This is a genomic window from Paraburkholderia sp. A1RI_3L (assembly GCF_048957895.1).
GTDB lineage: Bacteria > Pseudomonadota > Gammaproteobacteria > Burkholderiales > Burkholderiaceae > Paraburkholderia > Paraburkholderia kururiensis.
On the sequence record NZ_JARCHA010000007.1, the window covers coordinates 69,288 to 87,631 of the forward strand.

General features: G+C 63.7%; 15 protein-coding genes. 7 read left to right on the forward strand and 8 right to left on the reverse strand.

The window, feature by feature from the left end:
- Positions 1–14 precede the first annotated feature (14 nt).
- The 6 genes from PXJ20_RS19480 to PXJ20_RS19505 form a co-directional block, all read right to left on the reverse strand.
- Entirely contained in the window at positions 15–1,136 is a 1,122-nt protein-coding gene (locus tag PXJ20_RS19480) for an acetoin dehydrogenase dihydrolipoyllysine-residue acetyltransferase subunit (protein ID WP_421031942.1), read from the reverse strand.
- Positions 1,136–2,173 carry an alpha-ketoacid dehydrogenase subunit beta gene (locus tag PXJ20_RS19485; RefSeq protein ID WP_277598576.1) on the reverse strand — a complete coding sequence of 346 codons (1,038 nt, stop codon included), beginning with the start codon at positions 2,171–2,173 and terminating at the stop codon, positions 1,136–1,138. Before PXJ20_RS19485 ends, PXJ20_RS19480 begins: the two co-directional genes overlap by 1 nt.
- Positions 2,174–2,243: 70 nt before the next feature.
- The gene (locus PXJ20_RS19490) at positions 2,244–3,230 is read right to left on the reverse strand and encodes a thiamine pyrophosphate-dependent dehydrogenase E1 component subunit alpha (RefSeq protein ID WP_017775150.1); all 987 of its coding nucleotides are present in this window, start codon (positions 3,228–3,230) and stop codon (positions 2,244–2,246) included.
- A gap of 24 nt (positions 3,231–3,254) precedes the next feature.
- The gene (locus tag PXJ20_RS19495) at positions 3,255–4,460 is read right to left on the reverse strand and encodes an ATP-NAD kinase family protein (RefSeq protein WP_421031943.1); all 1,206 of its coding nucleotides are present in this window, start codon (positions 4,458–4,460) and stop codon (positions 3,255–3,257) included.
- A 208-nt stretch (positions 4,461–4,668) separates the two neighbouring features.
- Positions 4,669–6,807 (reverse strand): sigma-54-dependent Fis family transcriptional regulator, encoded by a 2,139-nt coding sequence (locus tag PXJ20_RS19500; protein WP_421032647.1) that lies wholly within the window; start codon positions 6,805–6,807, stop codon positions 4,669–4,671.
- Positions 6,808–7,121: 314 nt separating this feature from the next.
- Entirely contained in the window at positions 7,122–8,024 is a 903-nt protein-coding gene (locus tag PXJ20_RS19505; protein ID WP_421031944.1) for an NAD-dependent epimerase/dehydratase family protein, read from the reverse strand.
- Between the two features lie 275 nt (positions 8,025–8,299).
- On the opposite strand from PXJ20_RS19505, the gene PXJ20_RS19510 reads away from it, so the two are divergent.
- From PXJ20_RS19510 to PXJ20_RS19525, 4 genes are all read left to right on the forward strand, one after another.
- Complete coding sequence (locus PXJ20_RS19510) at positions 8,300–9,298, forward strand: ABC transporter permease (RefSeq protein WP_421031945.1); 999 nt, start codon at positions 8,300–8,302, stop codon at positions 9,296–9,298.
- 51 nt (positions 9,299–9,349) lie between these two features.
- Positions 9,350–10,315, forward strand: a complete 966-nt coding sequence (locus PXJ20_RS19515; protein WP_421031946.1) for a sugar-binding protein — start codon at positions 9,350–9,352, stop codon at positions 10,313–10,315.
- Positions 10,316–10,435: 120 nt separating this feature from the next.
- On the forward strand, positions 10,436–11,938 hold the full coding sequence (locus tag PXJ20_RS19520; RefSeq protein ID WP_421031947.1) for a sugar ABC transporter ATP-binding protein: 1,503 nt from the start codon (positions 10,436–10,438) through the stop codon (positions 11,936–11,938).
- A 34-nt stretch (positions 11,939–11,972) separates the two neighbouring features.
- Positions 11,973–12,632, forward strand: a complete 660-nt coding sequence (locus PXJ20_RS19525; RefSeq protein WP_017775157.1) for an aspartate/glutamate racemase family protein — start codon at positions 11,973–11,975, stop codon at positions 12,630–12,632.
- Here PXJ20_RS19525 and PXJ20_RS19530 read toward each other — a convergent pair.
- Together PXJ20_RS19530 and PXJ20_RS19535 are read right to left on the reverse strand one after the other, a co-directional pair.
- The gene (locus PXJ20_RS19530; RefSeq protein WP_017775158.1) at positions 12,618–13,388 is read right to left on the reverse strand and encodes a Crp/Fnr family transcriptional regulator; all 771 of its coding nucleotides are present in this window, start codon (positions 13,386–13,388) and stop codon (positions 12,618–12,620) included. The two genes, PXJ20_RS19525 and PXJ20_RS19530, sit on opposite strands and share 15 nt — an antisense overlap.
- Positions 13,389–13,656: 268 nt before the next feature.
- Entirely contained in the window at positions 13,657–14,688 is a 1,032-nt protein-coding gene (locus tag PXJ20_RS19535; RefSeq protein ID WP_126879164.1) for an AraC family transcriptional regulator, read from the reverse strand.
- A 158-nt stretch (positions 14,689–14,846) separates the two neighbouring features.
- Here PXJ20_RS19535 and PXJ20_RS19540 point away from each other — a divergent pair, with 158 nt between their 5' ends.
- From PXJ20_RS19540 to PXJ20_RS19550, 3 genes are all read left to right on the forward strand, one after another.
- Complete coding sequence (locus PXJ20_RS19540) at positions 14,847–15,785, forward strand: 3-keto-5-aminohexanoate cleavage protein (RefSeq protein WP_421031948.1); 939 nt, start codon at positions 14,847–14,849, stop codon at positions 15,783–15,785.
- 148 nt (positions 15,786–15,933) lie between these two features.
- Positions 15,934–17,277, forward strand: coding sequence for an MFS transporter (locus PXJ20_RS19545; RefSeq protein ID WP_421031949.1), 1,344 nt, complete (start codon positions 15,934–15,936; stop codon positions 17,275–17,277).
- A 61-nt stretch (positions 17,278–17,338) separates the two neighbouring features.
- The gene (locus PXJ20_RS19550) at positions 17,339–18,337 is read left to right on the forward strand and encodes an SMP-30/gluconolactonase/LRE family protein (protein WP_421031950.1); all 999 of its coding nucleotides are present in this window, start codon (positions 17,339–17,341) and stop codon (positions 18,335–18,337) included.
- The last annotated feature ends 7 nt before the right edge of the window (positions 18,338–18,344 follow it).

The window sequence follows — 18,344 nt, forward strand, 5'->3', positions numbered from 1 at the left end:
CGGACGGGAAGACCTCAGCTGCCGGACAGATGCCGTTGCAGCGCGGCGTTCACCTCGCTGGCTTTTTCGAGCATCGCCATGTGGCCGGTGGCGTCGAACAGCACCACCTGTGCGCTCGATGGCGCCTTGCTCGCCTGGGCGGAGGGGATCACCTGATCTTCCTTGCCCCAGAACACGAGCACGGGCTTGCCGAACTGTTCGAGTTCGTCCGCGAGCACGGCCGACTGCCTGCCGCCGGCGAACAGCGCCGCGCCCAGTTCCGCGAGCAAGGGCTCGACGCCATCCATGCGCTTGAACTTCAGCATGTCGTCGATCATCTGGCGGCTCACCAGCTCCGGGTTGGCGAACAGCTGCTCCAGCACGGGCTTCAATTCGCGGCGCGACTGCGCCTGAACGAAGCCGTCCGTATAGCCGCTATTGATGGCCGTATCGAAGCCAGCCGGGCTCACCAGCGCCAGGCTTGCCACCTGCGCCGGCGCGGCGGCGGCCATCTGGATGGCGATGGCGCCGCCCATCGAGTGCCCGACCAGGTGCGTGGGGCCGTTCACGTCGGCGGCGCGCAGGAACTTCAGGACGAAGTCGGCAAGCGCGGCGATGGACGCGCCCGGCAGCTTCGCCTCGCTCTTGCCGTGGCCCGGCAGGTCGAGTGCGATCACCGGGTGCCTCTCGGCCACCGCGTCGAGGTTGAAGAGCCAGTTGTTCAGGTCGCCGCCGAAGCCGTGGATGAACAGCACCGGCGTGCCCTCGTCCGGTCCGCGCTTCGCGTAGCGCACGCGGATGCCGTCCACGTCCGCGTATTCGAACGACGGGCCGGCGTCTTCGTCGTCGCTGTCGGCGGCGGGCACCTCGTAGGCCGCAATGTAGGCGTCGATCTCGGCGTCGCTCACGTCGTTGTCCGCCAGCACCGCGAGCAGCGCCTTCACCGGCAGCGTCTCGCCGCTTTGCGCGACGATGCGGCGCAGCAGCCCGGCGTCGGCGGCTTCCACGGCGTTGGAGATCTTGTCGGTGTCCACGTCCACCAGCGCTTCGCCCACTTCGATGCGTTGGCCTTCCTTGACGAGCCAGTCCTGCACGGTGCCTTCGCGCATTTCGAGGCCCCACTTGGGCATGACGATGGGAATGATGTGACCGGCCATCAGCGGTTTCCTCCCTGGCTCTTGCCGTTCGCGTAACCGACAGTGCGGCGCGCCGCTTCCGCAATCTGCGCGCTGCTCGGGATGTAGAGGTCTTCGAGCGCCGGAGAGAACGGCACGGGCACGTGCGGCGGCGCGACCATTTCGATGGGCCCCTTCAGTGCCTTGAAGAGCTGCTGCGCGACCTGCGCCGAAATGTCGGTCGCGATGTTGCAGCGCGGGCTTGCTTCGTCCACCACGACGAGGTGGCCCGTGTTCTCCACGGATTCGAGCACCGTGTCGATGTCGAGCGGCGACAGCGTGCGCAAGTCGATCACCTCGGCCTCGATGCCTTCCTTCGCCAGCGCCGCGGCCGCATCCAGCGCACGATGCACCATCAGCCCGTAGGTCACGATGGATACGTGCTTGCCGTCGCGCACCACGTTCGCCTCGCCGAACGGAATGGCATACGAGTTCTCGGGCACGTCGCCTTCGAAGCCGTAGAGGTTCTTGTGCTCGCAGAAGATCACCGGGTCGTTGTCGCGAATGGACTGGATCAGCAGGCCCTTGGTGTCGTAGGGCGTGCTGGGGCACACCACCTTCAGGCCGGGGATGTGCGTGAAGAGCGGCGTGAGCATCTGCGAGTGCTGGGCGGCGGCGCGAAAGCCCGCGCCCACCATGCAGCGGATCACCACCGGCGTTTCCGCCTTGCCGCCGAACATGTAGCGGAACTTGGCGGCCTGATTGAAGATCTGGTCGAAGCACACGCCCATGAAGTCGATGAACATGAGTTCGGCGATGGGGCGCATGCCGCAGGCCGCAGCGCCGATCGCGGCGCCCACGTAGGCGCTTTCGCTCAACGGCGTGTCGAGCAGGCGGTCGCCGTGCTTCGCGTAGAGGCCTTTCGTGACGCCGAGCACGCCGCCCCAGGCGTCCTTTTCGCCCTCGGCGCCGGCGCCGCCGACAATGTCTTCGCCGAGCATGATCACGCTCGGGTCGCGGGTCATTTCCTGGTCGATGGCTTCGTTGATCGCCATCTTCATGCTGAGTTTGCGGGCCATGATGCGGTTGTCCTTTGATTCGTCGCGTTCGTTGCGTTCGTCGCGTTAGTCAGTCAGTCAGTCGGGCGGGTCAGTACTTCACGTAGACGTCGGTGAGCAGGTCGGCGGGTTGCGGCTGCGGCGCCGCCTTCGCTTCCTGCACCGCGCGCTCGATGAGCGCAGCCACCTCGCGGTCGATATCGTCCAGTTCGCCCTGCGTGAGCACGCCGGCTTCGGTCACGCGCGCCGCGAAAATCTTCAGGCAGTCGCGATGGGCGCGAATGTTGTCGAGTTCGCCGGGCGCGCGGTAGGTCTGCGCGTCGCCTTCAAAGTGGCCGTAGAAGCGCACCATCTTGCATTCGAGCAGCGACGGCCCGCCGCCTTCGCGCGCGCGGCGGATCACTTCGCCTGCGGCTTCGTGCACGGCGAAGAAGTCGGTGCCGTCCACGGTCACGCCCGGAATGCCGAAGCCCGCGGCGCGATCGACGTAGCTGTCCACCGCCGTGGCGTAGTCGCGAGACGTGGCCTCCGCGTAGCCGTTGTTTTCGATGACGAAGATGACGGGCAGATTCCACACGGCCGCAAGATTCAGGCTTTCGAGGAACGTGCCCTGGTTCGATGCGCCGTCGCCCGCGAACGTGATGCCCACTTCGCCCTTGCCGCGGAATTTCGCGGCGAGCGCCGCGCCGCAGATGAGCGGCGCGCCCGCGCCCAGAATGCCGTTGGCGCCCATCATGCCCTTGGAAAGATCCGCGATATGCATGGAGCCGCCTTTGCCGTTGCAGGAGCCGCCCGTCTTGCCGTAGATCTCTTTCATCATGCCGATCACGTCCACGCCTTTGGCGATGCAGTGGCCGTGGCCGCGGTGCGTGCTGGCAATGCGGTCGCCGTCGTGCAGGTGATGCAGGATGCCCACGCCCGCGGCCTCTTCACCGGCGTAGAGATGGACGAAGCCGGGAATGTCGCCGCGCGAGAAATCGACGTGCAGGCGCTCTTCGAAGTCGCGGATGGTGCGCATCCTGCGGTAGCAGTCGAGCAGTTCATTGCGCTGCAGTGGCAGGGAAGGTTTCGCAGTCATGCTGTCTCCTTGGTCGGTTTTGTTTCACTGGTGCGAGGGAAAAGGCAGAGGCGCGGCACTGGCGGACGCGAGCGCGGATGCGAACGGCGGCGCGCGCAGCAAACCGTGCGTGGCGGCATGGCGCAGGCATTGGGCGACGTCGACGGAACGGAAGGCACGCTCGCGCAGCGTGACCGTGAGGCGGTCGTCGGGGCCGAACGTGATCTCGCGTTCGCCGTCCAGTGCCACCACGCCCGAACGTTGGCGCACGCGGACCGGCTCGCCGTCTGTGAGGCGATGCCAGCCATGGATGGGCACAGGCTGCAGCAGGCCAGGCGCGATGGCGGCGTGCAGGTGGAAGAGCGGTTGGGCCGGTTCAGATTCAGATGACGGCGTGCGCGAGTCACGTGAATCGCGTGACTCAGCGGAATCGCGTAAGGCGCGTGGCCCGGCCGATTCACGCGGCGCCACTTCCACATGCAGCCCACCCGCCTCGCGGCGGCCCACCGGCGCGAGCATGCCGCCAATGGACGACAGGCCGATCGCTTCCGGATCGGCAAAGGCCAGGTAGACGGCCGCGAGCGAATCGGTGCGCCATAACGCCTTCGCGCCGATGTAGTGTTCGTGCGCGATGGCCACGTCCACGAGCGCGATGTCGTGCCGCACGGCGCCGTTGGCCGCGTTCAACGTCACGTCGAGCCGCTTGTTGTAGACGAGTGCCGTATCCGCCCCGATGCGGCCCGTGGCGTAGAGGCCCACTGCGAGGCCCGCGAGCGTGGCCTCGCGCAGTTCGGGATACGCGTTGTTGGTGCCGGTGGAAAGCCCCGCGATGGGCACCTGCCCGCACTCGCGCACGACCGCGCGGTGCGTGCCGTCGCCGCCCAGCACGACGATGGCCGCGATCTGCGCTTCGCGCAGCAGGCGGGCGGCGAGAAACGTGTCGTCGACACGGGCTGTGGTGGGCATGGCGAGCCATTCCAGCTGGGGCCACGCGTGCGTGCTGGCCGCGGCTGCCCGCTCGCGCGCCAGGTGTCGTTCCAGCATGGGCCGCAGGCCTTCGCGGTCCGGCATCATCAGCACCTGCGTCACGCCGCATGCGCCCAGCGCCGCCATGGCGCGCAGCACGATGTTGACGCGGTCCGCCAGTTGCAGACTGTTGGCGTTCGCCACGACGCGCCGGATGTCGCGCGCCGATACCGGATTGGCGATGATGCCCACCGCTTGCGGACGAACCGGGACGGGTTCGCGCATGCCTGTCTCCTGTCTGTTTGTACTGACAGGCGTATCTGCAACAGGTATGCCAAGCCGAATCACGGCCGGCGAGACGCGAGATTTACGGGATTACCCCGAAAAACAGCAGGCGAAACAGGCGAGCGGGCGACGTGCCGGTGACAGGTGTCACAGCATCAGGTGCATCGCAGTAGACAGGCGTATCGCGGTGCCGGGTGAGCCTGCGCTGTCAGCTTGCGCTGCGGCGCGTTGGCGTTGGCGTTGGCGATAGCGGTGGCGTTTGCGTTGGTCCGAGGCCGGTGCTATCGCTGCGGTTGGGTGACTGGATGCCGTAGCGCGCCATGCGGCGGTACAGCGTCATGCGGCTCATGCCGAGCTGGCGCGCGACGGCGCTCAGGTTCCAGCCGCAGACGCGCAGATGCTGCACGAGCAGCATGGCTTCGGGGGGCAGCGCTTGCGGTTCCTGTTCGTGCGCCTGGTGGGACCGATGTGCGGTCGCATCCGGGGCCGCATCTTCGTGGGCAGTCGAGGCGCTTCCTGCCGCGGCGGAGGCGGAGGGGGAGGCCACGGCCGAGGCAGCCAGAGCCGACGGCCCACCGATGCCCTCCGGCAGATCGCTTGCCTCGATGTGCCTGCCGCTGCACACCGCGCGCGCATATTCGAGCGCGTTGCGCAATTCGCGCAGATTGCCCGGCCAGCGGTGCCGGTGCAGTTGCGCGCGGGCCGGCTCGGAGAGCGTGAAGCCAGGCTCGCCCTCCGGCACCGCAAGAAACTTTTCGACCAGCCAGTCGAGGTCGCTCCGCTCGCGCAGCGGCGGCAACACGAGCCGCGCGCCGTTGAGCCGGTAATACAGGTCTTCGCGGAAGCCGCCGCCGCTGATCAACTGGTCGAGCGGATGGTGGGTCGCCGAAATCACGCGCACATTGACCTTGACCGGACGCGACGCGCCAATCGCCAGCACCTCGCCTTCGGCCAGTACGCGCAGCAGGCGCGATTGCAGTTCTCGCGGCATGTCGCCGATCTCGTCGAGAAACAACGTGCCGCCGTCGGCTTCCTGAATCAGTCCGCGCCTTGCTTTCGGTCCCGCGCCCGAGAAGCTGTTGGGCAGGTGCCCGAACAGTTCGCTCTCGATCAGCGTCTCGGGAATCGCCGCGCAGTTCACCGCGATGAATGGACCGTCGTGGCGCGCGCTGGCCCGATGCAACGCGCGCGCGAGGTATTCCTTGCCGCTGCCCGTCTCGCCGTTGATGAGCAGATTGATGGGCGCATCGACGAGCCGTGCGGCACGCTGCAATTGCTGCTGCAAAGCCGCATCGCCGCCGCATAGCGCGGCCAGTTCGGCGGGGATCGGCGCGGTCACGCTCTGCGGCGTGCAGGGCGGCAGACGCAGCATCGGCGGCATGACGCTCAAATAGAGCAGCCGTCCGCTTCTGCTGAGGCGCACGATGCGCTGCTCGCTGGGCCGCGAATAGACGAAGCGGCCCAGTTCCTCCGGGCGCGCGTCGAAAAGCGTGTCGAATCGCATGCCGAGCAGGGGTGTGCCCATGGACCCCGAGCCGGGGCCGGAGCCCATGGACGCCACGCCCGGTTCGGCCGTCAGCATGTGCTGCGTGCGGTGGTTGTGGCCCACGATGCAGCCATTGGCGTCGAGCGCGATCAGGTATTCCGGATTGACGTCGATGAATTCGGAGGCCGGGCTCAGCTTGAGAATCCAGTCCTGCCTGTGCCGGCGCAGGAAACAGGCGTCTTCGATGCGGCTCGCGTAGGTGCGCACGAGGTACAGCGCGAGCATCTGGCTGTCCTTCGCTTGCGGCGAACTAAGCGCGGAAATGTCGAGGATCGCGTTGAGCTGGCCGTGCGAGTCGAAGAGCGGCGCGGCGGTGCAGGTGAGCGGAATGTGCGTGGCGTCGAAGTGATCGGCCTGATGCACGGTCAAGGCCTGGCCCGTGGCCAGCGCCGTACCCACCGCGCAGGTGCCGGCGCCGTTCTCGCTCCATTCGGCGCCGAGATAAAGGCCCGCGCGGCGCAGCCCGGCGTCCGCGGCGGCGTCGCCGAGGTAGTCGACCGTGACGCCGTCGGCATCGGTCAGCAGCACGACGTAGCCCATCTGGGCCACCTGGCCGTACAGGCTTTCCAGGCCATAGCGGGCGATGCGCGCGAAGTCGTCGATGCGCTGCTGATGCTCGCGCAGCCGCGTTTGCGGCACGATGCGCGCTTCCTGCATGCGGGCAGGATCGAGGCCGTACTGATGCACGCAGCGTTGCCACGAACTGCGGATGATGGCGTCGTGCATGCGCGCAGCGGCCGACGACTGGCCGGTGGTCGTCAAGACCACGGTTTCGATGTGATCGCGCTGGCGCACGTCCATTGGCACGTTCATTGTCGTCTCCTGAGTCCGTGACCCGCGGCCGTGACATGTGAGACCGGACACCATCGAACCGGGACGCACGCCGGACGCTTATTGCGGCGGCGCGCGAGAGTACGACCCCAGGCGCGCCCATGCTTTCGAGTTCAGGCAGCTAATGTACCACCGTCGCGATAGGGCTTTTGTCATGGCAAACCACAGCATGCCTTGCGGGATGCTGTGGCGCGGCGGGGGGGCGGGGACGGGAGGAAAAGGGCGGGAGAGGGGGAGAGGAGGCGAGCGGGGGCCGCAGGATTGCTCGCGGCGGCCCTTCTACGTTATTTGCCGAAGCGCTTCGCCTCTTCGCGCCAGTAATGCTGCTGTTTCCAGCCCAGCAGGCGCTTGAGCTTTTCATTGCTGAGTAGCGTCTCGAATTCGCCCAGCGGCTTCTTCACCGGTACGCCCGGGTAGTAGCGATCGAGCAGCGTGCGCGTGGGCAGGTCGGACGATACGTCGTCTGCCGCCACGTTCATGACCTCGAAGCCCAGCCCGTCTTTTTCGATCGCGAGCCGGCTCGCCTCAGCGAGGTCGCGCCCGTCGATGTAGCTCCACGCAATCCGTTTGCGCAGCGCCGGGTCCTGGTTCCAGGTGGAGAACTTCGCGTAGTCCTCGGGATCGAGCACGTTGCCGATGCGGAAACAGTAAATGTCCGAACCGGTACGCGCGTGGAACGCCTTCGCCGTGACTTCGTTCACCACCTTCGACGTGGCGTAGCTATCCATCGGATCGACGGGATACGTCTCGTCGAGCGGGAAATACGCGGGATCGCGATGGCGGTGGGCGAACACCACGCCGTAGGTCGTCTCGCTCGACGCGACGATCACCTTGCGAATGCCGAGCTTCGAGGCCGCGTCGAGAATGTTGTAGGTGCCCATCACGTTGATGCGGTAGACCTCGTTGTCGGTCGTGATCATGATGCGCGGAATGGCCGCGAAGTGGACGATCGCGTCGATGGGCTTCGGCTCCAGGTCGTCGGCGAACTCCACGGGCGCCGTGCTGGAGGCGAGCGCGTTGAACACCTGGCCCGCGTCCGTGATGTCGGCAATCAGCGTGCGCACCGTGCGCTTTGGCATCGGCACGCGGTCGAGATTCATTACGTCGTAGCCATGCTGGACCAGGTTCTCCACTACCCACTTGCCGGCCAGGCCACTGCCGCCGGTCACTATCACACGCTTGGTCATGCGCTCTCTCCTCCAGATCGGGTTCAAGGGACAGACGCCCATGCGCCTGTTCTTTCACGCAGCGTAGCGAGTTCCATGCCGCCAAGTCTGTGACGCTCGTCATAGCGTGCGTGCTGCGGCGCCATGCACCGGCGGCGCGCTGCCCCACTTTTGCCGTCACCTTGAGGGATAACCCCGATCCCGTTGTATGACGCCCATCACAGTTTCGCAACCGGACCTCCCCGTACTCTTTGCGCATTGAAGGAAGCGCAAGAACACGATCAAGGAGACATGCGTTGAAAGCCATTCCCACCCGCGTCGAGGCGCATACCGAATCCCGCCTGCTCGCGACCGTGCGAGCGTGCCTCGGTGTGCGGGAATTCAACATATTCGCGGTGCTGATTGCCGTGGGGGTGCTGATCAGCCTGTGCTCTCCTTACTTCCTCACCACCAACAATCTGATGGGCGTGTTCCGCTCGTTCTCGCTCACCGCGATCATGGCGATCGGCATGATGCTCGTGATCGTGACGGGCGGCATCGACCTTTCTGTCGGCTCGGTCATGGGTTTGTCGTCGCTCATCACAGCGCTCGCGTTCCAGCATGGATTCAATGCGTTCGTCGCCGTGGCGGCGGGGCTCGCCACGGGTGTGGTGGCCGGTGCCGCGAATGGCCTGCTCGTCACGCGCGTTCAATTGCCGCCCTTCATCGCAACGCTCGGCACGCTGAGCATCGGGCGCGGCCTCATGTACATCATCACCAAAGGCGTGCCCGTTACGCCGGACGTGCCGGACGGCTTCACGTATCTCGGCCAGGGCTACGTGGGCTTCATTCCGGTGCCGGTGGTCGTGATGGTGGTGCTGGCGGCATGCTTTTCCGTCGTCATGCGGCGCACGCGTTTTGGCCGGCACGTCTACGCGACGGGCGGCAACGAGACCGCGGCGCACTTGAGCGGCGTGCGCACGCACCGCGTGAAGTTTCTCGTCTATCTGCTCTCGGGCGTGATCGCCGCACTTGCGGGCGTCATCAGCTTCTCGCGTTTCGTATCGGCCGAACCGGCTGCGGGCTTCGGCGCCGAACTGGACGTGATTGCCGCTGCCGCGATTGGCGGCGCGAGCCTTTCGGGCGGCGCCGGCAGCGTGGAGGGCGCGGTGATCGGCGCGGCACTCGCCGGCATCATCACCAACGGCGTGGTGTTGCTCAACATCGATACCTACGCACAACAAACCATTACGGGTTGCGTCATCCTGATTGCGGTCAGCATCGACATCTGGAGACTGCGCCGTAAGGCGCGATAGCAAAATCGCGCAGCTTGGCTCATTCAATCTTATAAACCTGGAGACAACACAATGAAATCCCGTCTGCTTCGCAAGGCGATCGTCAATGGCGCAAGCATCGCACTGGCCGCGGCCGCGCTGGGCACGGTGCTCGCGCAACCGGCATCTGCCAAGGATCCGCAGTCCATTTCCGTTGCCGTGATCCCGAAGGTGGCCGTGCCCTTCTTCGACGACTGCAACACGGGCGCGAAAGAGGAAGCGAAGAAGTACAACATCAATTACCAATGGGTCGTGCCGCAGAATACGCAGGGCTCGACGCAGGTACAGATCATCGAAGACCTGATGGCGCGCCACGTGGACGGCATCGCGATTTCGGTGAACGAACCGAAGTCCGTGGAGAACGTGATTCAGCAGGCGAAGCGCAACGGCATCAAGGTGCTCACCTTCGATTCGGACTCGCCCAAAAGCGGCCGCTCCATGTATATCGGCACGAGCAACGTGGCCGCTGGCGCGACCATGGCAGCCACCATGGCCAAGGCCCTCAACGGCAATGGCGAAGTGGCCATCATCACGGGCCAGCTGGGTGCAGTGAACCTGAATGAGCGCATCACGGGCATCAAGCAGGAACTCGCGAAATATCCGGGCGTCAAGATCGTGGAAACGCAGGGCACGGACGACGATCTTGCGCGCGGCGTGTCGGTGGTCGAAACGACGCTGCGTGCGCATCCGCAACTGAAGGGCATCTTCGGCGTGAGCCAGGTGGGTGGCCCCGCCGTTGCGAAGGTGCTCAGCACGCGCGAATTCGGCGACAAGAAGGGCAAGCTCGAAGTGCTGGCCTTCGACGACCTGCCGGATACGATCAAGGGCGTCAAAGACGGCCTGATTCAGGGCATCATCGTGCAGCGGCCGGTCACGATGGGACGTCTTGCCGTAGATCACCTCTACGCGCAGATTCAGGGCAAGGAAACCAGCGCGCAGGACATCGACACGGGCGTGACGGTGGTGACCAAGGCCAATCTGGGCACCTACACCAAGTAACGCCAGCTATCGGTAAATATCGCACCACGAAGAAACACGGGCCGCTGCGCATAGCGGCCCGTGCATGATGCGAGTCGTATCTGCAGATACCGCTTGAGAAGCATGCTTGAGAGACACGCGATGACCCCCTTTCTCGAAGTCCGCAACATCTCGAAAACCTTTCCCGGCGTACGGGCGCTCAATCGCGTCAGCCTGCACGTTACGCGCGGCGAAGTGCTCGCGCTTGCGGGCGAGAACGGGGCGGGCAAGAGCACGCTCATGAAGATACTGACCGGCGTGCTGCAACCGGATGCCGGCGGGCAGATTCTGGTGGAGGGGCAGCCCGTCGTGCTGGCGGATAACAACCACGCGCGCGCACTGGGCATTGGCATCATTTATCAGGAGCTTTCGGTTGTCGACAATCTGAGCATTGCCGAAAACATCTTTCTGGCCCGCGAGCCGCTCAATCGCTTCGGCTTCATCGATCGTGCGCGCATGAACGCACAGGCGAGCGAACTGCTGGCCAACATCGGTATGACGCTCGACCCGCGCCGGCTCGTGAGCGGTCTCAGCGTGGGGCAAAAGCAGATGGTGGAAATCGCGAAAGCAGTGTCTTGCGAGCCGAAGATTCTCATCATGGACGAGCCCACCGCATCGCTCAGCCATCATGAAACGCGGCTGCTGCTCGATCTCATCAAGCGGCTTCGCGAGCGCGGCATCGGCATCGTGTACATCTCGCACCGGCTGGAAGAGTTGTTCGAACTCGCAGACCGGGTGACCGTGCTGCGCGACGGATCCACCGTGGCGGACGCCGCAATGCGCGACGTGGACCGCGAATGGCTGGTGCGTGAAATGGTGGCGCGCGAGTTGAGCGAGCTTTACGCGAAATCGGAATCCCACGCGACACGCGAAATCGTGCTCGAAGTGCGCGGCCTTTCGCTGCGCACCCGCAGCGGCGCGGCCGGCTGGATTCGCGACATCTCGTTCAGCGTGCATCGCGGCGAGATTCTCGGTATTGCAGGGCTCGTGGGCGCGGGGCGCACCGAGATCATGGAAATGATTTTCGGCATGCGCCCGGCAACGGGCGAAGTGCTCATCGATGGACGGCCTGCATCGATTGCCAGCCCGCACGACGCCATCGCGCATGGCATCGGCTTCGCAACCGAAGACCGCAAGGCGCAGGGGCTCGTGGCCGGCATGAGCGTACGCGAGAACTTCAGCCTTACGCATCTTGAAACCTACTCGCCGCTGCAATTCGTCAAGCGCGCGCAAGAAGATGAACGCTGCCGCCAGTACGTTCGAGAACTCGGCGTGAAGACGCCTTCCATCGAACAGAAGGTCGTCAATCTCAGCGGCGGGAACCAGCAGAAGGTCGTGCTCGCCAAATGGCTGGCGCGCCACCCGCGCCTTCTGATCGTGGACGAGCCCACCCGCGGCATCGACATCGGCGCCAAGGCCGAGGTGCACGCGGTGCTCGCTCGACTCGCGGCGCAAGGCGTTGCGATTATCGCGATCTCGTCGGACCTGCAGGAAGTGCTTGCTATTAGCGATCGTATCCTCGTTGTGCGCGAAGGCCGTGTGAACGGCCTGTTCGAGCGCGACGAAGCCACCCAGGAACGCGTCATGGCGGCCGCGACTGCCTGATACATTTGCCATTCATTACGGAAACCTGAAAGACATGACCACCATCGTCGTCGTACACACCGGCCCCGTCACCGTGCAGCCGCTCAAAGACCAGTTCAACCAGCAACTGCCTGATGTCCGCATGATCAACATCGTGGACGACAGCCTGCTCAACGACGTGCGCGCGGCGGGGCATCTGACGCCCGAAGTGACGGCGCGCCTCTACACGTACATGGCCAACGCGCAGGCCATGGGTGCCGATTACATTCTGAACGCGTGCTCGTCAGTGGGCGAGGCGGTGGACGTGGTGCGCGGCATGGTGCGCACACCCATCATGAAGATCGACGAGACGATGGCCGAGGAAGCGAGCCGCCTCGGCTCGCGCATCGGTGTGGTGGCGACGGTAAAGACCACACTGGAGCCCACCGTGCGGCTCATCCGCAAAAAGGCGCAGGAGGCCTCGCGCGAAATCGCTGTAGTGGAGCGCGTGGCGGAAGCGGCATTCGAAGCGCTGCTCGCAGGCGATACGGCGCGTCACGACGAGATTCTGCGGCAAACCATTCTCGAACTCGCCGAGACAGTGGACGTTATCGTGCTCGCGCAGGTTTCGATGGCGCGGCTCGTGCCGTCGCTCGGCACGACGCGCGTGCCGGTGCTCTCGAGTCCGCAAAGCGGTGTGGCGGCGCTGCGGCAGGCACTTTCACGCGCCCACTAACGGCACCTTGATGTCGTGGTGCGTGCCCTTCACGGGCGGAGGCGCCGTCTTCACGGCAGGCGTTTCCGCTTCGGGCAGGTATTGCGCGATGAACGCGGGCGTCAACACGATCTTGCGTTGATACGTGTCGACCAGACCTTCGTTCTTGAGGTCGCTGAAGTGCCGGTTCACCGACTCGCGCGAGGTGCCGATAAATTCGGCGAGCTTGTCTTGTGGTATCGAGAGGTCGATGAGAATGCCGGTACCCACGCCTGCGTGAACGAACGGACTGCCGATCTGGCGCGCGAACATCGAAAGAATGTTGATCAGCCGTTTGCGTACTTCGTGCAGCGAGAGGCTTTCGATCAATTGCTGCGCTTCCTGCCAGCGCTGATGATGGCTGCGCAGCACGAACTGGCTGATGACGGCGTAACGGTCGAGCAGGTCTTTGAAGTCCGCCTTGTTGATGTAGCAGATGCGGCAATCCGTGAGTGTTTGCGCGTAATGCGAATAGTTGGTTTCGTTGAGCACGTCGCCGTCGCCGAACAGCATGCCGGCCTTGATGAACGACAGCGTGATTTCCTGCCCGTCTTCGGTAATGCGATAAAGCCGCAGGTGACCCACCTTGAGCAGATAGACGTAGTCGCTGCGTTCGTCCGGCCGATAGACGAGGGCATTCTTGCGCAGGATGCGATGATCGCTGAATGCCGGCATCACCTCTTCAAGGCAATTCTTTTCGATGAGCGAGAGAAGCTCGCTTTTTCCAACGAACCACATCGCATGTCTCCTTTCTGTCCGTTGCGTGTTCCGGACGCGTTTCGTCATTGCAGCGTTCGGGGCGCGATCCCGTGGCTTTTCCGTCTGGCTGCGGCGCGCACGAGGGGCGCAATGAGGGGCACCACGAAGGTGCCATGAAAAAGGTGCCAGGAAGGGCGCCACATCGATTTGGCATCATAGCGCGCTCTGCGGCCACGCGCTAAACCGGGAATTTTCTTATTGTGCGGCGCGGTATCGCGCCCGTGCCTGCTTCTCATGTGAACAGGCGCTAGTCCTGATCCCGAATTTCGCCTGCCCCTTTGCCCGTCCACCGCTTGAGTGCCCTGCGGAAATTCGCCGTGTCGCTGAAGCCGACCAGCATCGCGACGTCGTCTGTGCTCAGCTTCGTGGTCTTCAGGTATTCGGTGGCGAGCGAGCATCGAACGTCGTCCACGATGGCGACGAACGACGTTCCTTCCGAGGCGAGGTGCCGTCTCAGCGTGCGGCTCGTCATCTTCAATGCGGCGGCCACGGTTTCCATGCCGGGAAATTCGCCGGGCTTGCGCATCAACACCTGATACACCTCGCCCGAGACACCGGACGACGTTTTCGCTTGCCCGATGAGTCGGTCACACGTTTCCTGCAGAAGGGCGGCAGAATGCCGGTGCGCGAGATGCGGCTGCAATTCGAGTATGGCGCTGTCGTAAATGAGTTCGCATTCCGGCGTACCGAATTCGCACGGGCAGCCCAGGTACTCCTCGTAGATCGCGGCATACGAGGGCTCCGGGTACGAGAAGCGCGCAAGCAGCGGCGGACACTTGCGGCCCGCAACGTCCTGCAGGTGCGTGACGTGTTGCGTGTACTGCTGTTCCAGCAGGAACTGCTGGACGTGATGCGGAAAATGCGACGAGAACGCGTCCGGGAACGTCCATACCGAAGTCTTCGGGTACTCCGTCCATTCAATGGTGAGCGTCGGGGTGGCGAGCCGATGGTATTTCACGCCGAGCCGAAAGTAATCTCGCAGCGAAAGGCACGACATCAACGCATACCCGTACATGCCGTAGGCGGCGAGATGAAGACGCGCTCCGGTTTTGAATGGCGTGCGCGGATCGGACGACATTCTCACCGCGTTCGCGCACACCGTCGCGTACTGCCGTACCGATGTCATGACCGAGGCGTCGTAGATCTCGTCCGGCGCAACGCCGCTTCCCCGCAAACTCTGCTCCGGCGCGATGCCTTGTTCCGCGAGCACTTCGACCAGCGCCGCAATCTTGTAGGGCGCGTAAATGCGCTCGTTCAATAGCGGATATCTCGACGCCACGGTGTCTCCTCCCGGTGTCCTGATGGGACATCAGCTTGTCCGTAAATGACCTTCCGCGGCCGATCGTATCTCACTACTATCCATTGCGTCACGCTTCTTTCTTGCGGATCGCGCGTTGTGATCGCTGCGCATCCGGCCCTACCTGGAAGACTGCTTACATGAGCATTTCAAACAGCAAGGTCATCATCACGTGTGCCGTCACCGGTTCGGCCCATGTGCCTTCGATGTCGGAATATCTGCCCTTCAAGCCGGCGGACATCGCGACGCATGCCATCGAGGCCGCGCAGGCCGGGGCCGCCATTCTTCACCTGCATGCACGCAACCCCGAAGACGGGCGTCCCACGCCTTCGCCCGAAGTCTTCCGCCAGTTCGTGCCCGCAATTGCTGCGCAAACCGATGCGGTCATCAATATCTCGACGGGCGGCAGCACGCGCATGACGTTGGAAGAGCGGCTGGCCTATGCGCGTGTGGCGAAGCCCGAGATGTGCTCGCTCAACATGGGCTCGATGAACTTTTCCCTGCACCCCGTGGCGGCCAGGATGACGTCGTGGCGCTTCGACTGGGAGAAGGAATACGTGGAAGGCATGGAGGACATGATCTTTCGCAACACCTTCCGCGACATCAAAAACATCCTCACCGAGTTTCGCGATTACGGCACGCGCTTCGAGTTCGAGTGCTACGACGTGGGACATCTCTATAACCTCGCCCATTTCGTCGACAGCGGTCTCGTGAAGCCGCCGTTCTTTATTCAATCCGTCATCGGCATTCTGGGCGGCATTGGCGCGGACCCCGAGAACCTCAGCGTGATGCGCTCGACAGCGGACCGCCTGTTCGGTCGCGAGAACTATCAGTTCTCCGTACTCGGTGCCGGGCGGCACCAGATGTCGCTCGTGACTCTGGGCGCGATTATGGGTGGCAACGTGCGCGTGGGTCTGGAAGACAGCGTGTATCTGGCCAAAGGCGTAAAGGCGAAGTCGAACGCGGAGCAGGTGCGCAAGATTCGCCGCATTCTGGAAGAGCTTTCGTTCGAAATCGCGACGCCGGCCGAAGCGCGGGCCATGCTGGGGCTCAAGGGGCGCGATAGGGTTTCGTTGTAGTTTCGTTGTAGTTTCGTTGTAAATGGACGGCTCCGCGTTCGTTGGACGCGAAGCCCGATTACCTTTCTCCTGCACCCTCTACGTCGCTCGTATCAGAGGCGACGAGAGGGCATAACAAGAACGCGCAGGACAATTTCTGGAGACATCGATGACCGACATTGCCGCTGACCATAGTCTGGGAGAGACGCATCGGATTGCCACGCGCAAGGCGATGGCGAGGCTTCTTCCGTTGATGTGCGCAATCTACTTCATGTCGTTCATCGACCGAACGAACGTCGCGCTCGCCAAGAGTGCGCTGGCCGCGGACCTGGGTATCGATGCGGCGGCTTATGGCCTTGGCGCAGGCATTTTCTTCATCGGTTACGCGTTGCTCGAAGTGCCGAGCAATCTGGCCGCGCATCGCTTCGGGCCGCGCAGCTGGATTGCGCGCATCGCCGTGACGTGGGGCGCGCTGTCCACGGCGATGATGTTCGTACAGGGGCCGGGGTCGTTCTATCTTCTTCGCGTGCTGCTAGGCGTGGCTGAAGCGGGACTCTTTCCGGCGCTCATGTACATGGTGACGCTGTGGTTCGCGCCCAAGGATCGCGCGGTGGCGGTCGGATGGATCTACACGGCGCCCTCCGTCGCGCTCATCGTCGGGAACCCGCTTGGCGCGGCGCTCATGCAGCTTGGCACGGTTAGCGGAATAGGGAGCCTTCACGGCTGGCAATGGATGTTCCTGCTGGAAGGCGTGCCCACCATCGTGGTCGGCATCATGCTGTTTTTTACGCTGCCGAACCGGCCTTCGGAGGTGAAGTGGCTGTTGCCGAAGGAAGCGCAAGCGCTCGAAACGCATGCCGTCATCGACACGCACGGCCACGCCGATCTCACGTCGGCAGACTGGATCGCGGCGCTCAAACGCCCCACCACCGTGCTCATTGCGCTCATCTATTTTCTGAACCAGGTGGCGTTCGTGGGCCTGTATTTCTTCACGCCGTCGATCGTGGCCCAGATGCATGTGAAGTCGCCGTTGTTGGTGGGCGTGTTGTCCAGCAGTGTCGGCATCGGCTTTCTGATCGGCGTGCTGACGCTGCCGCGCATACACCGGCGTATCAGCAACGAATGCGGCTTCCTCGGCGTGTTGACCGCGGGCGTGGTGGTCAGCGCATGCGCCTTCATTGCGACGAAGAATCAGGCGATTCAAATCACGTTGCTTGGCATTACCGGGTTCTTTGCGGGCGGCATTCTGCCGTCGTATTGGGCGGTCGCGATGAAATGGCTGCAGGGTGTGCAGGCCGCTGCGGGCTTGGCCTTCATCAATACGATCGGGTTGCTGGGCGGCTTCGTCGGTCCCTATCTTTTCGGGCTTACCGAGACCGTGACGGGTAGGAGCGATTCCGGCTTCAACGTGGTGGTGGTTGCTTCGGTACTGGGGTTGCTTCTGGTGCCGCTGCTCGCCAAAGCGATTCAAGCCGCGGAGCGTCCCGTTGCGACTGCGGGCGTTGCGGGCTAGTTGAAAGTCTTGACGTGCAAAGGAGATGTGACGAGCGGAACCACTACACGGAGGATAACGAATGAATCCGATCAAAGACTTCGTGGTTGACGTTGCGGCTCTTCGAACCATAGGCACGCAGCTGCAACGTCCCGAATGCATTCTCGCGCAGCGCGATGGCTCGCTGCTGACGGCCGATGCGCGCGGCGGGATTATGTACATCGATGCGTCGGGGGAACAGAAGCTGGTTCTGCCTGCCAACGTGGATACCTCGGCTATCGGAGATGGCTTGACGAGTGGGTCCTTGCCTAATGGTCTTGCCCTGGACGCGCAAGGCAACGTGATCATCGCGAACATTGGTACGGATCGTGTAGAACGGCTTATGCGTTCGGGCGAAATGCGCGTTCTGCTCGACAAAATCGATGGCAGGCCGATGGGTAAGGTCAACTTCGTATTGAGAGACAGCAAGGACCGCCTCTGGATCACGGTCTCCACGCGCATTAATCCGTGGCCCGACGCGATTCGTTCGAATCTTGCGGATGGCTACATCGTGCTGCTCGACGAACGCGGCGCGCGCATCGTCGCGGACGGGCTCGCGTTTACCAACGAGATTCGCTTCGACGCGCGCGAAGAATGGCTATACGTGGCCGAGACCACGGCGAAGCGCGTCAGCCGTTTTCGCGTGCTGGACAACGGCGAACTCGGTCCGCGAGAAACCTATGGTCCGAGCCAGCTGGGCGCCGGCCTGATCGACGGAATCGCGTTCGATGCGTATGGAAACCTCTGGTGCGCGATGATTTTCGCGGACCGCCTGATTGCCATCGATCCGGGCGGCGACATTCACACGCTGCTCGACGATGGCGATAAGAACGCCACCGCGCGCTTCGATGCAGCGTTCGCAACCGGCGAGATCGTGCCGGGGAAAGTCATGGAGGCGACGGGTGGCACGATCGCGCCATGGCTAACCAGTGTGACCTTCGGCGGACCGGACCTCAAAACCGTGTACCTGGGCAGCCTGAAAGGCCAATCGATTCCGTACTTCACTTCACCCGTTGCCGGGCTGCCGATGATTCACTGGTAAGCCGTGA

Bases quoted from the DNA above. Each gene is read 5' to 3' on its own strand.
- PXJ20_RS19480 (WP_421031942.1), bottom strand. From the start codon at position 1,136: ATGGCCGGTCACATCATTCCCATCGTCATGCCCAAGTGGGGCCTCGAA.
- PXJ20_RS19485 (WP_277598576.1), bottom strand. From the start codon at position 2,173: ATGGCCCGCAAACTCAGCATGAAGATGGCGATCAACGAAGCCATCGAC.
- PXJ20_RS19490 (WP_017775150.1), bottom strand. From the start codon at position 3,230: ATGACTGCGAAACCTTCCCTGCCACTGCAGCGCAATGAACTGCTCGAC.
- PXJ20_RS19495 (WP_421031943.1), bottom strand. From the start codon at position 4,460: ATGCGCGAACCCGTCCCGGTTCGTCCGCAAGCGGTGGGCATCATCGCC.
- PXJ20_RS19500 (WP_421032647.1), bottom strand. From the start codon at position 6,807: ATGGACGTGCGCCAGCGCGATCACATCGAAACCGTGGTCTTGACGACC.
- PXJ20_RS19505 (WP_421031944.1), bottom strand. From the start codon at position 8,024: ATGACCAAGCGTGTGATAGTGACCGGCGGCAGTGGCCTGGCCGGCAAG.
- PXJ20_RS19515 (WP_421031946.1), top strand. From the start codon at position 9,350: ATGAAATCCCGTCTGCTTCGCAAGGCGATCGTCAATGGCGCAAGCATC.
- PXJ20_RS19520 (WP_421031947.1), top strand. From the start codon at position 10,436: ATGACCCCCTTTCTCGAAGTCCGCAACATCTCGAAAACCTTTCCCGGC.
- PXJ20_RS19525 (WP_017775157.1), top strand. From the start codon at position 11,973: ATGACCACCATCGTCGTCGTACACACCGGCCCCGTCACCGTGCAGCCG.
- PXJ20_RS19530 (WP_017775158.1), bottom strand. From the start codon at position 13,388: ATGTGGTTCGTTGGAAAAAGCGAGCTTCTCTCGCTCATCGAAAAGAAT.
- PXJ20_RS19540 (WP_421031948.1), top strand. From the start codon at position 14,847: ATGAGCATTTCAAACAGCAAGGTCATCATCACGTGTGCCGTCACCGGT.
- PXJ20_RS19545 (WP_421031949.1), top strand. From the start codon at position 15,934: ATGACCGACATTGCCGCTGACCATAGTCTGGGAGAGACGCATCGGATT.
- PXJ20_RS19550 (WP_421031950.1), top strand. From the start codon at position 17,339: ATGAATCCGATCAAAGACTTCGTGGTTGACGTTGCGGCTCTTCGAACC.